The organism is Nonomuraea sp. CA-143628, from assembly GCF_050942315.1.
Lineage (GTDB): Bacteria > Actinomycetota > Actinomycetes > Streptosporangiales > Streptosporangiaceae > Nonomuraea.
This window is the reverse complement of the sequence record NZ_CP192072.1, coordinates 4108783-4124920: the sequence shown is the minus strand read 5'-3', so window position 1 is coordinate 4124920 and position 16138 is coordinate 4108783. Positions and strand designations below refer to the sequence as shown.

The 16138-nt window shown below is 71.4% G+C and carries 15 protein-coding genes; 3 read left to right on the top strand and 12 right to left on the bottom strand.

The genetic code is table 11. The features are described from left to right. Positions 1-2: 2 nt before the first annotated feature. A complete protein-coding gene (locus ACQP2T_RS19100; RefSeq protein ID WP_433517452.1) occupies positions 3-1244 on the bottom strand; it encodes an ABC transporter substrate-binding protein in 1242 nt (413 codons plus the stop codon). Positions 1245-1346: 102 nt separating this feature from the next. Continuing rightward, positions 1347-2495 (bottom strand): DegT/DnrJ/EryC1/StrS family aminotransferase, encoded by a 1149-nt coding sequence (locus tag ACQP2T_RS19095; RefSeq protein ID WP_433517451.1) that lies wholly within the window; start codon positions 2493-2495, stop codon positions 1347-1349. 30 nt (positions 2496-2525) lie between these two features. Between ACQP2T_RS19095 and ACQP2T_RS19090 the strand changes: the two genes are divergently transcribed. Beyond that, entirely contained in the window at positions 2526-3761 is a 1236-nt protein-coding gene (locus ACQP2T_RS19090) for a hypothetical protein (RefSeq protein ID WP_433517450.1), read from the top strand. A 71-nt stretch (positions 3762-3832) separates the two neighbouring features. On the opposite strand, the gene ACQP2T_RS19085 is transcribed toward ACQP2T_RS19090, so the two are convergent. The 6 genes from ACQP2T_RS19085 to ACQP2T_RS19060 form a co-directional block, all read right to left on the bottom strand. Further along, complete coding sequence (locus ACQP2T_RS19085) at positions 3833-4888, bottom strand: dihydrodipicolinate synthase family protein (protein WP_433517449.1); 1056 nt, start codon at positions 4886-4888, stop codon at positions 3833-3835. Between the two features lie 112 nt (positions 4889-5000). Further along, complete coding sequence (locus tag ACQP2T_RS19080) at positions 5001-6005, bottom strand: NAD-dependent epimerase/dehydratase family protein (protein ID WP_433517448.1); 1005 nt, start codon at positions 6003-6005, stop codon at positions 5001-5003. Between the two features lie 108 nt (positions 6006-6113). Beyond that, positions 6114-7001, bottom strand: coding sequence for a Gfo/Idh/MocA family protein (locus tag ACQP2T_RS19075; RefSeq protein WP_433517447.1), 888 nt, complete (start codon positions 6999-7001; stop codon positions 6114-6116). A gap of 52 nt (positions 7002-7053) precedes the next feature. Next, positions 7054-8862, bottom strand: a complete 1809-nt coding sequence (locus ACQP2T_RS19070) for a hydantoinase B/oxoprolinase family protein (RefSeq protein ID WP_433517446.1) — start codon at positions 8860-8862, stop codon at positions 7054-7056. Next, positions 8855-10861 (bottom strand): hydantoinase/oxoprolinase family protein, encoded by a 2007-nt coding sequence (locus tag ACQP2T_RS19065; protein WP_433517445.1) that lies wholly within the window; start codon positions 10859-10861, stop codon positions 8855-8857. Before ACQP2T_RS19065 ends, ACQP2T_RS19070 begins: the two co-directional genes overlap by 8 nt. Positions 10862-10867: 6 nt before the next feature. Next, on the bottom strand, positions 10868-11239 hold the full coding sequence (locus ACQP2T_RS19060) for a hypothetical protein (protein ID WP_433517444.1): 372 nt from the start codon (positions 11237-11239) through the stop codon (positions 10868-10870). 76 nt (positions 11240-11315) lie between these two features. Between ACQP2T_RS19060 and ACQP2T_RS19055 the strand changes: the two genes are divergently transcribed. After that, complete coding sequence (locus ACQP2T_RS19055; RefSeq protein WP_433517443.1) at positions 11316-11951, top strand: thymidine kinase; 636 nt, start codon at positions 11316-11318, stop codon at positions 11949-11951. Positions 11952-12183: 232 nt separating this feature from the next. Here ACQP2T_RS19055 and ACQP2T_RS19050 read toward each other — a convergent pair whose 3' ends face one another. Beyond that, complete coding sequence (locus ACQP2T_RS19050) at positions 12184-12588, bottom strand: MarR family winged helix-turn-helix transcriptional regulator (protein WP_433517442.1); 405 nt, start codon at positions 12586-12588, stop codon at positions 12184-12186. Positions 12589-12647: 59 nt separating this feature from the next. Between ACQP2T_RS19050 and ACQP2T_RS19045 the strand changes: the two genes are divergently transcribed. After that, complete coding sequence (locus ACQP2T_RS19045; protein ID WP_433517441.1) at positions 12648-13517, top strand: LLM class flavin-dependent oxidoreductase; 870 nt, start codon at positions 12648-12650, stop codon at positions 13515-13517. A 42-nt stretch (positions 13518-13559) separates the two neighbouring features. Here ACQP2T_RS19045 and ACQP2T_RS19040 read toward each other — a convergent pair whose 3' ends face one another. From ACQP2T_RS19040 to ACQP2T_RS19030, 3 genes are all read right to left on the bottom strand, one after another. Further along, positions 13560-14231: a DsbA family oxidoreductase gene (locus ACQP2T_RS19040; protein ID WP_433517440.1), complete on the bottom strand. Its 672-nt coding sequence runs from the start codon at positions 14229-14231 to the stop codon at positions 13560-13562. A 92-nt stretch (positions 14232-14323) separates the two neighbouring features. Then, positions 14324-15220 (bottom strand): hypothetical protein, encoded by an 897-nt coding sequence (locus tag ACQP2T_RS19035; protein WP_433517439.1) that lies wholly within the window; start codon positions 15218-15220, stop codon positions 14324-14326. A 181-nt stretch (positions 15221-15401) separates the two neighbouring features. After that, the gene (locus tag ACQP2T_RS19030; protein WP_433517438.1) at positions 15402-16121 is read right to left on the bottom strand and encodes an SRPBCC family protein; all 720 of its coding nucleotides are present in this window, start codon (positions 16119-16121) and stop codon (positions 15402-15404) included. Positions 16122-16138: the final 17 nt, after the last annotated feature.

Sequence of the window (16138 nt, the reverse complement as noted above, 5' to 3'; positions counted from 1 at the left end):
CCCTATCCGCCGTTGCCCAGCAGCGCGTCGGCCTCCTTGGCCGCCGCGTCGAGCGCCGTCTTCGCGTCCTCCTTGCCGAGCAGGGCCGCCTGGATGTGCGGGGCGATGACGCCCATCACCTGGCGGGCCTTCGGGTGGGTGTCACCGGGGAAGGCGTACTGCAGCGACTTGGCGAACTCCGTGGCCGCGGCCGACTGTCCCGGCACGGTCACATCGGTACGGGCGGGGAAGAAGCCCGACTCCGCGGCCAGGCTCGCCGCGACCTCGGGCGAGGACAGGTAGGTGGCGAACTTCTTCGCCGCGTCCTTGTTCTCGGCGTGCTTGGCCAGCACCAGGGCACCCGGGATGCCGAACGCGACCCGCTTGACGCCCTCCAGCGGCAGGCCGATGCCGACGTTCTCGGCGCCGATCGCGGCACCGAGCTGGGTGGCCTGCAGGGCGGTGGCCGCGTGGTACATCGCGCTCTTGCCCTTGGCCAGGGCGCCGCCCTCGATCTCGTTGCCCTTGCTGGCGGTGTCCTCGGGCAGACCGCCCGCCGCCTTCAGGTCGAGCAGCAGTTGCAGGCTGTCGACGCCCTGCTGGCCGTTGAAGGCCACCTTCTTGCCGTCGGGGGCGAAGACGCTGCCGCCGTTGGCCCACAGGATGGGGTAGAAGCTCTGGTTGAGGCTGACCTCGGGCTTGCCGGGGTAGTCGAGCACGGCGACCTTCTTGGCGGCCAGCTTGGGCGCCGCCGCCTTGAGCTCGGCCAGCGTCTCGGGCACCTTGTCGACGCCCGCCTCGGCGAACAGCTTCTTGTTGTAGATGGGCGCGGTGATCGTCTGGTAGATCGGCACGCCGTACAGCTTGCCGTTCACCGTCAGCGCGGTGAGCGCGCTGGGCAGGTAAGACGCCTTGTCCTTGGCCACCACGTCGTCGACGGCTTCGACGGTGCCCTGCTGGGCGTACTGCGGGATCTGGTCGGGACCCAGGACGACGAGGTCGAAGCCCTTCTTCGAGACCAGCGCCGTCGTGACCTTCTCCTGACGGCCCTCCCACGGCTGCTGGTCGATCTTGATGTCGATCGTCGCGTTCTTGGCCTCGAAGTCCTTCTCGACCTTGGCCCAGAACGCCTGGCTCTTGGCCTGGTCCCCGATGACGGGGTACATCCAGAGGGTCACGGTGCTCTTGTCCGAGCCGCTGGATCCGCACCCGGCGGCGGCGAGGGCCAGGGCGGCCGTCAGGCCGAGTGCCGCTGTCTTCCTCATCGGCGGATTCCTTTCGAGTAATACCGGTCCTGACCGAAACCTAATAACGAGGACCTCGTGCGGTCAATGGGCGATACCTGAACGTAACTACGGCCTCCACCGTTAACGCGCGGTGAATCGGGTGATCTCGCGGGCGACGGCGTCGGCGTGCTCGGCCGTGTAGTTCTCGTTCCAGTCGATGATCAGCAGCGTCTCGGCGACCAGACGCTCGGCCTCGGGGCACGGGTTCGGGACATAGCCGTCGAGCGGGTAGCGCGAGGCGCCGTAGATGGGCCGCTCCCACAGCGGGGCGCGGTTCAGCGGCTCCTCCAGGTAACCGGCCCTCGCGGGTATCCCGGCCGCGGCCAGGTGCGCGGCCAGCTCCCGGGCGTCACCCTCGGGCCGCACGATGGGGAACAGCCACCAGGCGTGCCCCTCCGGGCGCGGCAGCCGTACCCCTGGCAGGTCCTGAAGGGCGTCGAGCAGCCGTACGGCCGTGCGGCGGCGGGCCGCGACGACGCCGGGCAGCTTGGCGAGCTGGGCCCGCGCCACGGCGGCCTGCAGCTCGCTCATGCGATAGTTCAGGCCGAAACCGGCGTGCGAGCGCCCGGCCGCCCGGTCCCAGCCCTTGTCGGCGAACAGCCGCATCCGGCGCGCCAGCCCGTCGTCCTCGGTGAGCGCCAGGCCGCCGTCGCCGCAGGTGATGTGCTTCCACTGCTGCAGGCTGAGGGTCGCGACGTCGCCCACCGTGCCCGCCAGGCGGCCGTCCGGCAGCTCGGCGAGCCACGCCTGGGCGCAGTCCTCGATCAGCGCCAGGCCGTGCTCGTCGGCCAGCGCCCGCAGCTCGGCCACGCGGGCGGGCGCGCCGAACAGGTGCACGGCCATGATCGCCCGAGTCCGCGGGCCGATCAGCTTGGCCACCGCGCCGGGGTCGAGATTGCCGTCCGAGGGATCTACATCCGCGAAGACAGGGACCGCGTTCTGCGCCAGGATGGGGGCCACGGTCCCGAAGTCGGTGATCGGCGTCGTGATGATCTCGTCTCCGGGGTCCGGCGCAGCCGCCACGACCGACAGATGGAGGGCCGCGGTGCCGGAGCCGCACGCGACCGCGTGGCGCACGCCGTACATGGCGGCGACCTCGCGTTCGAGCGCTCTGGTCTCGGTCCCCCAGACGGAGCTGAGCATGCCCGAGCGGATCGCCCGCGTCGCGGCGGCCACCTCTTCGTCGCCGAGCGTACGGCCGGCGGCCTCGGCCATGGACGGGAACTTCACAGGGGCACCTCACAAGATATAATTGCGGTCTTGACCGAAAACAGCGAGAGGGAGGCGTGGGTGGGAATCGTCATCGGGGTCGTCGGCCCGCATGATCTGGTCGACGACGTCGCGGCCACCTGCGAGGAGCAGCCCGGGGTCACCGCGCTGCGCCTCGACTACGACCACGAGTCGCAGGCTCCCGCGATCGTCGAGGCGCACGCCGCCGCAGTGGAAGGCTGGCTTTTCACCGGCATCGTCCCGTACATGCTCTCCCGCGACGCCGAGGTGCTGAGCCGGGCCGCCGCGTTCGTCGACTACTCGGGCGCGACGCTGCTCAGCGCCCTGGTACGCCTGCAGCACGAGGGCCAGGACGTCACCGGGCTGTCCATCGACACGCTGCCCGCGGCCGACGTGGCGGCCACGTTCGCCGAGGCCGGGCTGCCCGCCGACGCGCTCAGGACGCTGCCCTACCGGCCGGAGATGACCTCCAAGAAGGCGATCGCCTTCCACCGGCGCGGCCCCGCCCATCCGGTGATCACCTGCCTGAGCTCGGTGCACGAGGCGCTGCGCGGCGAGATGCACGTGCTGCGCCTGGCGCCGTCCGTCCACTCGGTCCGGGTGGCGCTGCGCCAGCTGCTGCTGACCGCCGAAGGGCAGGCGCAGGAGGACGCGCAGATCGCGCTCGGGCTGATCGAGGTCGAGAACGAGGAGGGGCTGCTGCGCGAGGCCACCGCGCTGGGCGGCACGCTGGCCGCCTTCCGGGGCGGCACCCATCTCCTGGTCACCACCCGGGGCCCGCTGCACGACGCCACGGGCGGCTTCACCGGCCTGCCCATGCTGAGTCGCCTGGCGGCGCAGAATCAAGTGGTACGCGTGGGTTTCGGGCTGGGCCGAAGCGCGGCGGAGGCGGAAAGCCTGGCCCGCCGGGCCCTGGCCCGCGCACGGCGCATCGGCGAGGTCGCGGCGGTGCTGTCGCTGCGCGCCGACACGGACATCGTCCTGGAGTCGGTCTCCGGCGTCCCGGAGTCGGAGCGCAACCTCTCGGTGATCGCCCGCCGCGTGGGGCTGTCGGTGGCGACGATCGAGCGGCTGCTGCAGGCGCGGGCGGCGGCGGGCGACGAGCCGCTCACCACCAGGGAGATCGCCGACCGCCTCGACGTCCAGCAGCGCACGGCCCGGCGCATGCTGCACCGGCTGGAGCTGGCCGGGCTGGCCGAGCGCACGGGCAACCTCACCAGCGGCTCCAGCGGCCGCCCCCTGACCCTGTACCGCCTCACTCTCTGAGGCGGCGGGCTGGGGGACGGCCTGTTTGAGGGCGGCCGACTCGGGGGCGGTGGCGCTGGCTCGCATGAGGGTCAGGCGAGCCAGCGCGACAGGCCCGCGCTGACGAAGTCGTCGTCCCGTAGCCACGGGTAGGCGGCCCAGATCCGGTCGAGCTCGGCGAGCTGCCCCGGTGAGAGCTCCTCGGCCGGGTCCAGGCACCAGCGGCCCGCCAGCAGCCCCTGGCGGCGCAGCACCTCATGGATGCCGGGGATGCAGCCGTGGAAGCCGTTGGCCGAGTCGAAGATGGCGGCGTTGGCGTCGGTGAGGTGACCGTCGAGGGTGAGCAGCCGCCGCATGGCCGCGTCGTCGCCCGAGCGGGCCAGCTTGGCCTCCTCCAGCAGTTCGACGGCCCGCCGTACCCAGACCGCCCACTGACCGAGCAGCCCGCCGACGAACTCGATCTCCACCTCGTGCCCGTCCACGACCACCCGGTGGGTGGTGACGAGGTCGGCCAGGATGTGGTCGTCGTTGCCGGTGTAGAGGGCGACCTCGGCCGCGCGACCGGCCCGGACCACGCCGTGGAGCACGTCGAGCGTGCGGTAACGGTCGAAGGGGGCGACCTTGATGCCCACCACGGACTCGATCGCCGCCAACCTGGTCCAGAAATTTCGTGACAAGGGGCGTCCACCGACCGCGGTCTGCAGGTAGAAGCCGATGACCGGCAGCACCTCGCCCACCGCCCGCGCCCGCTCGATCAAACCGTCCTCGTCCAGCTCCCGGCACGGGCTCAGCAGCACCATGTGGTAGCCGAGCGACCTGGCCAGCTCGGCCTCCGCCACGGCCTGCCGTGTGCTCCCGGTCGCGCCCGCGACCAGGACCACCTCGCGCTCGTACTCCCCCGCGGTCCGCGCGGCCAGCTCCAGCACCGGCGGCAGCAGGTCGGTGCCGTGGATGGCGAACTGCGTGGTGTGCACGCCCACCGCCAGCCCGCCCGCGCCCGCCTCGACGTAGTAGCGGGTCAGCGCACGCTGCCGGCGCTCGTCCAGCTTGCGGTCCTCGGTCAACGCCAGCGGGTGCGCCGGAATCACCAGGCCGCGCCTGAACAGCTCGCGCACGGACGTCTGCGCCTCTGGAATCGTGCTGAGCACGTCGGATCCCCCTTGGGTCAATGGGCCGGGCACGTGGCTATCGGGCACGCGGTCATCAGACGCGCGGTCACCGGGCGCGCGGTCGTCGGGCGCGCGGTCGTCGGGCGCGCGGTTAGAAGCGGCCGTCACGGCGTTCGAACTTGGTGGGCTTGCCGAGCAGCGGGCCGCCGTCGGCCACCCAGCGCGCCGTGTGCTCGATCAGCTCGGCGGGCGTGAGTTCGGGGTAGCCGAACAGGCGGTGGCACCTGCCGGCGTTCGACAGCAGCGCCGTGGGCGCCTCCTCGCCGCAGAACACCGGCTCCTTGCCCAGCGCCGCGCCGAGGTCCAGCGCCGCCTGCCGGACCGAGAGCAGCTCGGGCCCGGTCACGTTGAGCACGTACGGCGGCGACTCGGCGAGCAGCAGCGAGCGGAGCACGACCTCGTTGGCGTAGCCCTGCCAGACCACGTTGACCTGACCGGTGGCCAGATCGATCGGCTCCCCGGCCAGGATCTTCCCGGCCAGGTCGACGAGCACGCCGTAGCGCAACTCGACCGCGTAGTTGAGCCGCAGCAGCGACATGCGGGTGCCGTACGTCTCCGCGAAGTGCGACAGCACCCGCTCCCGGCCGAGGCAGCTCATCGCGTAGTCGCCGACGGGCCCGGTCGGCGAGCTCTCCGTGCTGCCGCCGCCCACGGGGACCAGCGGATAGACGTTGCCGGTGGACAGGGCGGCGATCCTGGCGTCCCTGAACCTGTCGGCGACCCTGCCCGGCAGGTACGCGTTGGTGAACCAGGTGGCGTGCTCCCGGCCCTCGGTGCCGAACTTGGCGCCGACCAGGAACACCACGTTCGGCGCGTCGGGCAGCTCGCGCAGCGCTCCCTCATCGGCCACGTCGGCGGCCACCACGGTCGCGCCGTCGTCCTGGAGCGACCGGGCCAGCCCGGGTTCGGAGAACCGGGATACCGCGATGATCCGCCGGTCGCCACGCGTGGCGTTGAGCGCCAGCCGGACCAGGCTCGGGCCGAGCTTGCCGCCCGCGCCGAGGATCAGGATGTCGCCGTCGAGCCTGCTCAGATCCTCGACGAGGGCGGCGCTCGGCCGCGCCAGCCGTTCCTCGAGTTCCGCTGTCGTCCGCACGCGGTCTACCTCCGTTACGTCATTTACGGTCCAGACCGTAACTGCGGCGGAGTTCGGCTGTCAATGGGCGCCCACGGACACCGGTCGGCGGGCGCCCTCACGCACTGCTCATTGGGTGGTTTCGCGGGCCGCGACCAGTACCTCCAGGATGGCCCGGGTCTGCGCCCACGGGACGGGGCTCGGCGCGCCCCCGATCATCGCCAGGAACGCCTCGATCGTCCCCTCGTAGCCCAGACCCTTGACGTGGTCGCCGCCGCCCTCGATCACGACGGTGTCGGTGCCGCCGCGCCGATGGATGGTGACGGAGTAGGACTCCTCATCCGAGACGCCGAGGATCTCGACCGTGCCCGTGACGCCGCTGTCCCAGCGCAGGGCCATGACGCCGGTGTCCTCCGAGCGCAGGCCCGCATAGTGCCTGGTGGCCGAGGCCGCGCCGGCCAGACGTACGTCCGGGCCGAACAGCGCGACCAGCAGCTCCACGCCGTGGATCCCCATGGTCACCAGCGTCCCGCCGCCCTCGCCGGGGGTGTCCTGCCAGGCGTTGTAGCCATCGGCCCAGAGGCCGACGTCATGCCGTACGGTGGCCCGGACCGCGAGCACGTCGGCGGGGTCCACCCGCAGCCCCGCGAAGGCCGGGGCGAAGCGGAGCACCGAGCTGGACAGCACGCGGTCGTGGATCGGCAGCCGGTCCAGCTCGCGCAGCTGGGCGCGGGTGGCGACGGCGGGCTTGTTCACGAAGCAGGCCGCGCCGGTGTCGAGCACGGCCGCCAGCGCCCTGGGCACGCGCGGGCTCGGCACGGTCAGCACCACACCGTCGGGCTCGGCGGCCAGGAGCGCGGCCAGGCTCGGCAGCGCCTTGGCGCCTGGGTGCTCTTCGGTGAAGCGGCTCAGCCGCTCCGGGTCCTCCTCCCACACCAGCAGGTCCGCGTGGCGGGCCAGGGTACGGGCGTCGGTGAAGGGATGGCTGGTGGCGAGACCGGCTAGGGCGACACGCATGGCTGGCTCCATTTCACGACATATCAGGAAATGGAGCCCATCATGGCACCAGCTAGAGCTCGTCCACCTCCGCGTGGGAGCGGCCGCCCGACAGCCTCGGGTAGCCGGGGCCGCGGTCGAAGAAGCGGCCCGCCGGCGGGCGCAGGTTGGCACGGAGCTCGGCGGTGCCCTGCTCGTCGATGCGGTCGCCGTCCAGCACCACGCCGTAGTCGCCCAGGGCGCCGGCGATCGACACCTTGCCGTCGCGGACGTCCGCCGCCACGGCGCGCGGGTCCCGGTCGTACGGTGAGCCCCAGCCGCCGCCCCCGGTGGTGCGGATGCGGATGGTCTCGCCCGCCTGCACCTGGTGGTCGTCCACCAGGCCCTCCATCTCCTTGCCCGCGATCTCGACCCGGAACGGCCGCCCGGCCAGCCCGCCGTTGACGCCCCAGCACGACAGGATCGACCGGTCGGCGATCGACATGTACGAGGCGTCCCTGAGCATCCTGATGTGCTTGTCGTAGCCGAGCCCGCCCCTGAACATGCCCGGCCCGCCCGAGTCGCAGGCCAGCGCCAGCCGCTCGACCCGGAACGGCCAGCGCGCCTCGGCGAACTCCACCGGGATGTTGCGCGAGTCGGGCACCACGTGGATGGTGTCCTCGCCGTCGGCGTACCAGCGCCCGCCGGAGCCGCCGCCGAGGACCTCCCTCATCAGATACGGGACGCCGTCGGCGTCGGCGCCGTGGACGCCGGTGTAGCGGATCGTCTCCTGGTCGGCCGGCATGCGGCCGCCGGTGGCCTTGGCCAGCACGCCCGCCAGCACGCCGAGCAGGCGCAGGATCACGAACGTCCGCGCGTTGGTGGGGGCGGGGAAGATCGGGGTGAGCAGCGTCCCCTTCTCCGGGAAGACCATCTCGATCAGGGGGACGACGCCCTCGTTGACGTCCAGCTCGGCCATGCGCTCCGGGGTGTCGGCGAGGTTGCGCAGGATGGGAGCCAGCCACTTCTTCAGGAACACGCCGTCGGCGTAGTCGCCCGCGTGGTTGATCGGCCCCTTGGCCTGCGGCGAAGTGCCGGTGAAGTCGATCTTCAGCGGGGCGTCCGCCGCGTGGTCGACGGTGAGCGTGATCCGCTGGGCGTGCAGCCGCGGCTCGTCCACGCCGTCGTGCTCGGCGTAGTCCTCCCAGGTGTAGGTGCCCTCGGGGATCTTGGCCAGCAGCTCGCGCCGGAACGTCTCCGTCGTCTTGCCGATGATCGCGTCGAAGCACTCCTCGACCTCGGCCCGGCCGTACCTGTCGAACAGCTCGCCCAGGCGGCGCGCCCCCATGAGGCAGGCCGAGCACTCGGCGTCGAGGTCGCCCGCGAGGGAGTCGGGCATGCGCGAGTTGCGGGTCATGATGCGCAGCGCGGCCTCGTTGGGCACGCCCGCGTCCCACAGCTTGATCGGCGGGACCATCAGCCCCTCCTCGTACACGCTGCGCGCGTGCGAGGGCATCGAGCCGGGCACGGAGCCGCCGATGTCGTCGTGGTGGCCGAACGCCTGCACGAAGGCCACCACAGAGCCCTCGTGGAAGACCGGGACGGTGACGCACAGATCGGGCAGGTGGCCGATCCCGCCTTCCGACAGGTAGACGTCGTTGTGGAAGAAGACGTCGCCGGGGTTCATCTCCTCGATCGGGAAGTCGCGGACGATCGGCTGGACCAGCGCGCTGTAGGAGCGGCCGGTCAGCTTGCGCAGCCGCGCGTCGTGGATGCCCGCGCGGAAGTCGTGCGCGTCGCGGATCATCGGCGAGCGGGCCGTACGCGCGATCGCGGTCTCGACCTCCTTCTCCACGGAGGCCAGGGTGCCCTCGACGATCTCGACGAGGATCGGGTCAGCCACGCCGTACCTCCACGTTGCCGTAGTCGTCCACCTGGGCGGTGAAGCCGGGATGGATGGGGATCGTCGAGCCGTACTCCTCGATGACCGCCGGCCCCTCGACCACCGTGCCAGGGTCCAGGTCGGAGCGCTGGTGGATCGGCGTGTCGGCGGCCGAGTCGAAGTGCACGCTCCTGGTCGCCGCCCCGGGCCGCTCGCCGGTGCCGGGCTCCCTGCGGCGGATGGCCGGGCGGGTGATGGGACCGATGCCGGACACGCGCAGGTTGACCCATTCGACGCCGTGCCGCTCGTCGTCGCGGTAGCCGTAGCCGTACAGCTTCTCGTGCGCCTGGTGGAAGCGGTCCAGCACCTCCCGGCGCCACTCCTCGTCCACCTCGCCCGCCGGGGCGGCCACGCGCACCTCGTACGCCTGGCCGTAGTAACGCAGGTCGGCGCTGCGGGCGTAGACCGGCTCGTCGAAGCCCTCCCGGTCGAGCGCCTGCGCCGCCTCGCCCTCCAGCTCGCGGAAGATCTCCCCGGCCGTCGCCGGTGACAGGTCGCGGGTGACGTGCGTACGGACGTAGTCGTTCTTGACGTCCACCGTGAGCAGGCCGAACGCCGAGACGTTGCCCGGATCGGGCGGGACGACCACCGCGGGCAATCCCAGGATGTCGATCAGCCGGCAGGCCAGCAGCGGCCCCGAACCGCCGAACGTCACCAGCGGGAAGTCCCGCACGTCGAGCCCGCGCTTGACGGTGAGCTGACGGATGGCGTTGCTCTGGTTGAACGCGCTGATCTCCAGGATGCCCGTCGCGGTCCGCTCGGCGCTGAGCCCGAGCTTGTCGGCCAGCGCCTGGATGCCGGTGCGCGCGGCCGCCACGTCGAGCGGGATCTCCCCGCCCAGCAGGTGCGGCGGGATGCGGCCGAGGAAGACGTGCGCGTCGGTGACCGTCACCTCGGTGCCGCCCCTGCCGTAGCAGAGCGGTCCGGGATCGGCCCCGGCCGACTTGGGGCCGACCTTCAGCGTGCCCTCGGGCGAGATCCAGGCGATCGAACCGCCGCCCGCGCCGACGGTGACGATGTCGATCATCGGGATCTTGCACGGGTAGCGGCCGATGACGCCCTCGGTGGTGATGGACGGCTCGCCGTCGATCACCACGGAGACGTCGGTGGACGTGCCGCCGCCGTCCAGGGTGATCACCGACGGGTGCCCCGCCGTGGCGGCGATGAGCGCCGCGCCCAGGGCCCCGGCCGCGGGCCCCGACAGCACCGTGGTGATCGGCTGGTTGACGACCTCGCGGGCCGACAGCACGCCGCCGTTGGACTTCATCACCGAGAACGGCATGCCGAGCCGGGCCGACAGGTTGGCCAGGTAGCGGCGCATCGTCGGCTTGACCGCCGCGTCCACGAGCGTGGTGACCGACCGCTCGTACTCGCGGTATTCGCGCAGCACGTCGCTCGACAGCGAGACGACCGCCTCGGGGTGCTCACGGGCCAGCACGTCCCGCATGCGCCGCTCGTGGTCCGGATTGGCGTACGAGTGCAGGAAGCACACGCCGATCGCGGTGACGCCCTTGGCCTTGAGCCAGCGGGCCACCTCGGCGGCCTGTTCCTCGGCGAACGGGCGTACCTCGGCTCCGGTGTGGTCCAGCCGCCCCCCGACGGTCTTGACCAGGTGGATCGGGACGATCCGCGGCGGTTTGACCCAGAAGTAGGAGTTGCCATAGCCGTCGGGCACGCTCTGCCGGGCTATCTCCAGGATGTACTCGAAGCCCTCGGTCGTGATGAACCCCAGGTTCGCGATCCGGTCCTCGAGCAGTTGATTGGTGGCCACAGTGGTGCCGTGCACGACGGAACTCGCGTCGAGCGGCCCCAGCTTCTCGATGCCCCTGACGAACCCGTCGGCCGGGTTCGCGGGGGTCGAGGGGGTTTTGGTGGTGACGATCTCACCGGTCTGGTCGTCCACCGCCACTACGTCGGTGAACGTGCCCCCGGTGTCGACTCCAATACGGACGCTACGCATGGCTCCTCAGCTTCGGCGCCGGCCGAGCACTTCATCGATGACCCGGGGCGCGTTCTCAGTGCCAACATAGGCGGCCAAGCGCACTACCAGCTCCTGTGACCTGGCAAGTTCGGCCTCAACCCTGGCCTTACCCGACTGCCCCGCCTGCACGCCGAAGTAGGCGCCGATGATCGTGCCCACCACCCCGGCCACGCCCGCGAACAACGCCGCGAACTCCTTCGTGGCGAACACGGCGGCCCCGAAGGCCACCAGCACCGCGATGATCCCCGCCACGACCACAAGGAAGCCGTACCGCCACCTCGTGGCGTCGGCCTGCGCCGCCGTGAGGTCGTCGGTCGTCATCATCGCGTCGAGCGAAGGGGGCTTCTCTGTGACCACGGTTCCTCCTGATAACTCCAGGGGAGAAATCTCCCACGAGGTCAGGTAACAAGCCAAGCCGCTAAGGTGGCCCCCTGTGACCGACACGTTTGCCCTGTCCGCCGTACCGTCCGGCGCCCGTGATGCCGTACTGAAGTTCTACTTCGGTCCCATGGACTGCGGGAAGTCCACGCTCGCGCTGCAGATGAACTACAACCACGGCCGCCAGGGCCGGCGCGGGCTGGTCCTGACCAAGCACGACCGCTCGGGCGGGCCCCAGGTCACCAGCAGGATAGGGCTCGGCCTGGACGCCATCGAGGTCGTGGACTCCCTCGACCTGGTGACGCTCGTGACCGGCCACGACAGGATCGACTATCTGATCTGCGACGAGGTCTGCTTCTACACCGTCGACCAGATCGAGCAGCTCGCCGACCTGGTGGACGAGCACGGCATCGATGTCTACGCCTTCGGGCTGGCCTCGGACTTCAGATCCGTGATGTTCCCGGCGGCGCAGCGGCTGTTCGAGCTGGCGGACGAGGTGTGCCGGTTGCAGGTGGAGGTGCTGTGCTGGTGCGGGCGCCCCGGCCGGCTCAACGGGCGGATCGTGGGCGGGGAGCTGGTGCGTACGGGCGAGCAGGTGGTGATCGGCGACACGGACGCGTCACCGGTCCGCTACCAGGTGCTGTGCCGCCGCCACCACCGCGCGGGCCTCCTGGGCGAGGGCACCGTCTGAGCCTGACCGTTTAGGGGACCTCAGCCACGACAGACCGTCTACCCTCGCTCCCTCAGAGGGGGTACCCCGGAGGAGGTATCCCACCCTAGAGGCCCCAGCCACCACGGACCGTCCTCTTCCGCTCCCCCGGAGGGGGATCCCACCCTAAGGACCCCAGCCACCACAGGCCGTCACAGGGATCGATGCGGTCGTATAACGAGCCTTCCCCCAGGAACCACTCCCCGGCCCGAGCCTAGATCAGCTTGTCGAGCAGCTCTCTGAGTCGGGCCGCGTCCTCAGGCGACAGCTTCGCCAGGAACGCGCGCTCCGCCTCGTCCACAGCCTGCCCCCCGTCCCGCAGCGTGTCGCGCCCGCGCGGGGTCAGCTCGACCATGTTCTTACGCCGGTCGCCAGGATGCGGCCGGCGACTGACCAGCTTCTTGCCCTCCAGCGTGTCGATCATCGCGACCATCGTCGTCCTGTCGATCCGCAGCCGCGCCGCGGCCTCCTGCTGGGACAGCGGGTCGGCCGAGTCGAGCACGTTGAGCACCGCGAGCTCACGGCCGTCGACGCCGTACGGCTCCAGGGCCGGGCCGGTGTGCTGGGCCAGGCGCAGGTTGGCGTGCTTCAGCAGGTATCCAAGGCGGCGTCTCGACACCCTCCGATTCTCGCACTAGCCTAATCGTCAGTAGAGCTGACAATCAGTGGAGCTGTTATATGCTGAGCTTCGGAATGAAGACCGTCCCCGTCGGCGTCACGTACGACACGCTGCTGCGGACCTGGCAGCAGGCCGACGCGGTCCCCGCCATCGAGCACGCGTGGCTCTGGGACCACATGCTGCCGCTGTTCGGGCCGGTGGACGCGCCGATCCACGAGGGCTGGACGATGCTCGCCGCTCTGGCCGCGCGCACCTCCCGGCTCCGGCTGGGGCTCATGGTGACGAGCAACCTCACCCGGCCGCCGGCCGTACTCGCCAAGATCGCCGCGACCGTGGACGCCATCGCGCCCGGCCGGCTGGTCCTCGGCCTCGGCGTCGGCGGCACGCACCAGCCGGGCGACACGCTCGTGCCCAGGGAGTACAACGCGTACGGCCTGCGTATCGCCTCGCCCGGCGAGGGCGTGGCCCGGCTGGCCGAATCGTGCGCGATCATCAAGCGGATGTGGACCGAGGACCGGTTCGACTTCGACGGCCGCTACTACCAGCTGCGCGACGTCGTGTGCGCGCCGAAACCGGCCGTCCCGCCACCACTGCTGATCGGCGGGTGGGGCGACAGGACGCTCGAGGTGGTGGCCGCGCATGCCGACATCTGGAACGTGCCGGGGCCGCCGCACAACACGATCGAGTTCATCCGGGAACGGAACAAGGTGCTCGACGAGAAGTGCGCCGCCATCGGCCGCGATCCGGCGGAGATCACCCGCTCGACGCAACTCGTCGTCTCCACCGAAGACCCCGCCGCCGCCCGGTCAGCGATCCGGGAGCTCGCGGACGCCGGTCTGACGCACTTCGTCCTCGGCGTCCGCCTGCCCGGCCCCGCCAACGTGGCCGAATGGCTGGCCGAGGAGATCATCGCTCACACGGCGCAGTAGCCACCATCCCCGCCAAGGCGCCGCAGCAGCCGCCATCGCCTCTCAAACGGCGCAATAGCCATCGTCGCAGCCGTCGGCCGGGGGCGCGAGGATGGTCACCGGGGTCTGGCCGGTGCGGGCCGCCACCTCGTCGAGGGCGGCGTCGAACGTCTCCGCCGGCTGCGCTCCCGACACCGCGAACTGCCCCTCGAACAGGAACAGCGGCACACCCGTTATCCCCAGCGCCCGCGCCCGGTCGAGCTGCTCGCGTACCTCCTGCGCGCCCTCGCCCGGCGGGTGATCCACGCCGAGCTCGGCGGCCAGTTTGGTGAGCACGTCCTGGTCACCGACGTTGAGCCCGTCGGTGAAATGCGCGTGGAAGAGCCGATCGACCGCCTCCAGGCCGCGCCCCTGCCGGGTGGCGAGTTCGACCAGCCGGTGCGCCTCGAACGTGTTCGCGCTGATCGCCTGCGAGAAGCGCAGGTCCAGCCCCTCTTCCGCGGCGACGGTGGTGACATGGGAGGTCATCTGCGTGGCGTTCCCGCCGAACTTCCGCTCCAGGGACGGAAGCAGCGGCTCGCCTTCGGCGGGGGCGTCCGGGTTCAGCTGGAACGGGCGCATGGTGATGTCCACGGTGCCGCCCTTGGCGCGGAAGCGGTCGGCCGCCCGGCCGAAGCGGGCGTGGCCGATGTAGCACCAGGGGCAGACGATGTCCGAAAATATCTCGACTTTCACGCTCGACCACAACCTCTACGACCTCGACTCCATTCCACTGGCCTGGCCGTATGTGCGTCCTCCCCCTGCGGGCCGCTCGCCCTCTGGACCGGTCACCCGGCCGCCAGTTCCTCCAGCCGGTAGGGGAGGTAGGCCGAGTCGTCCACCAGGGCCGAGGCGCCGCGCCACCAGCCGAACCACTCCCCGCTGCGCCACATCCAGTCGACCCGCTCGATGGCCGCCACCACGTCGCCGACCGTCTGCCACCGCTCGCCCAGTTGCTCGCGGGTGGCGCCGTGCCGTAGCGCCCAGGCGCGCAGGATGCCGACGGCGGTGCCGGGCACCTCACGGGCGTACGGGTCGGGGTCCTCGTCCGGCAGCCGGTGCGGTCCGAGCCCGGCCGCCACTCCCCAGCTCCACTGGGCCTCGGCGGGACGGGAGTAGCGCAGCGAGTGGAAGTCGAGGTTCGACCCCAGGTCCTCGTCGGGCCGCCGGGTCACCACCGCGTCGAGCCGCCCTCCAGCGTCGAAGTGTACGACGAGCCGCTGCCCCGGCTTCGCCCCTTCCGGCAGGTCGAAGCGGTCCTCGGCCTGCCACGAGTTGAGGTCCACCTGGGCGACAGGCTGGCCCCACATCTGGTCGGCCGCGTCGTCGGAGATCCAGGCGGCGAGCATCTCCAGGGCGGTCAAATCGGTCCACGGCTCGATCGCGACGGCCGTACGCAGCACCTCGTCGGGCGCGGGCAGCTTGCCGCCCCTGGGCTGCGCCCACCACTCCTCACCCAGCTCCCGCGCCCCGACCAGCAACGCGGCGATGGCGGCCAGCTCGGCGGACCGCCTGGTGAGAGACGCGCCGAGCGCCAGGCTCAGGCAGCGGCCGAGCCGCTCGTCACCGAGCACGGAGCGCGCGTCGCCGATCAGCGCCTCGGCGGTCGGGCGCTCCTCTCCCAGTAGGTTGCGGATGATTCGCCGGGCCTCGGTTCGTGCGTCTTCAGCGTGTGCCTGCCGCATACAGCCACGCTACGCCTGGAGATCCTTTTCCGCGAGAGCCCAGATCCGCGCTCACGAGCAGCCCGTTTGACGGCATCGACCGCCATCGGACAGCGGGCGGTCCGACGGCACGACCGCCGTCGATCGCCGAGCCCACTCCCGGGCACCAGCCGACCTGATGGCACGGCCGTGGAGGCCGGGCTCAGTGGCGTGGACGGCGGCCTGCCCGGCCGAACAGCCAGCCCACGGCGACGCCGGTCAGCGCGATGCCCGCCCCCATGCCGAACGATGCCAGCATCACCCAAGGGCGCGTCTCGGTGTGGCTCTTGAGCGGGCGCTCGTACACGCCGGACGGCCGTTCGTACACGGCGGGCGCCCGACGCGCCTCCGCGCCCGCGACCTCGTCGGCCGTACGCCCCAGCGCGGCTCGCCGGGCGGCCAACTCGTCCATCCCCGCACCGTCCGGGGGAAGCGGCGGACCCTCCGGGACGCGCAAATGGTCCTCGACGGCCGCGAAGAACTCCCCCGCCGTCCTCTTGGCCACCGAGCCGAGCATGCGCTGCCCCACCCCGCCGATCATCCCGCCGACGACCGCGTCGGCGTCGTAGTCGACGCGGGTCCCCTCGTCGACCTCACTGAGCCGTACGAGCACCGTGGCCTCCACCGTCCCCGGCGCGCCCTGACCGCGCGCCCGCAGCACGAAACTCTCCGGCGCCGACGGTTCGGACAGCGACACCTCGCCCTGGTAGACGCCCTTGATGGAGGCGACCCCCGCCGTCACCGTCATCCGGTACGTGTCCGGTCCCGTCTCCTCCAGGCGCTCACAGCCGGGGATGGTGCGTACCAGCACCGCCGGATCCTGAAGCGCGTCCCACACGCGATGCCTCTCGACGCCGATCATGGCGCTTCCTGCGACCTTCACACCGCCACTCTAGGGAG

Coding starts and splice junctions, on each gene's coding strand:
- ACQP2T_RS19035 (WP_433517439.1), bottom strand. CDS start 15,220: ATGCGGCAGGCACACGCTGAAGACGCACGAACCGAGGCCCGGCGAATC.
- ACQP2T_RS19100 (WP_433517452.1), bottom strand. CDS start 1,244: ATGAGGAAGACAGCGGCACTCGGCCTGACGGCCGCCCTGGCCCTCGCC.
- ACQP2T_RS19045 (WP_433517441.1), top strand. CDS start 12,648: ATGCTGAGCTTCGGAATGAAGACCGTCCCCGTCGGCGTCACGTACGAC.
- ACQP2T_RS19075 (WP_433517447.1), bottom strand. CDS start 7,001: ATGCGTGTCGCCCTAGCCGGTCTCGCCACCAGCCATCCCTTCACCGAC.
- ACQP2T_RS19065 (WP_433517445.1), bottom strand. CDS start 10,861: ATGCGTAGCGTCCGTATTGGAGTCGACACCGGGGGCACGTTCACCGAC.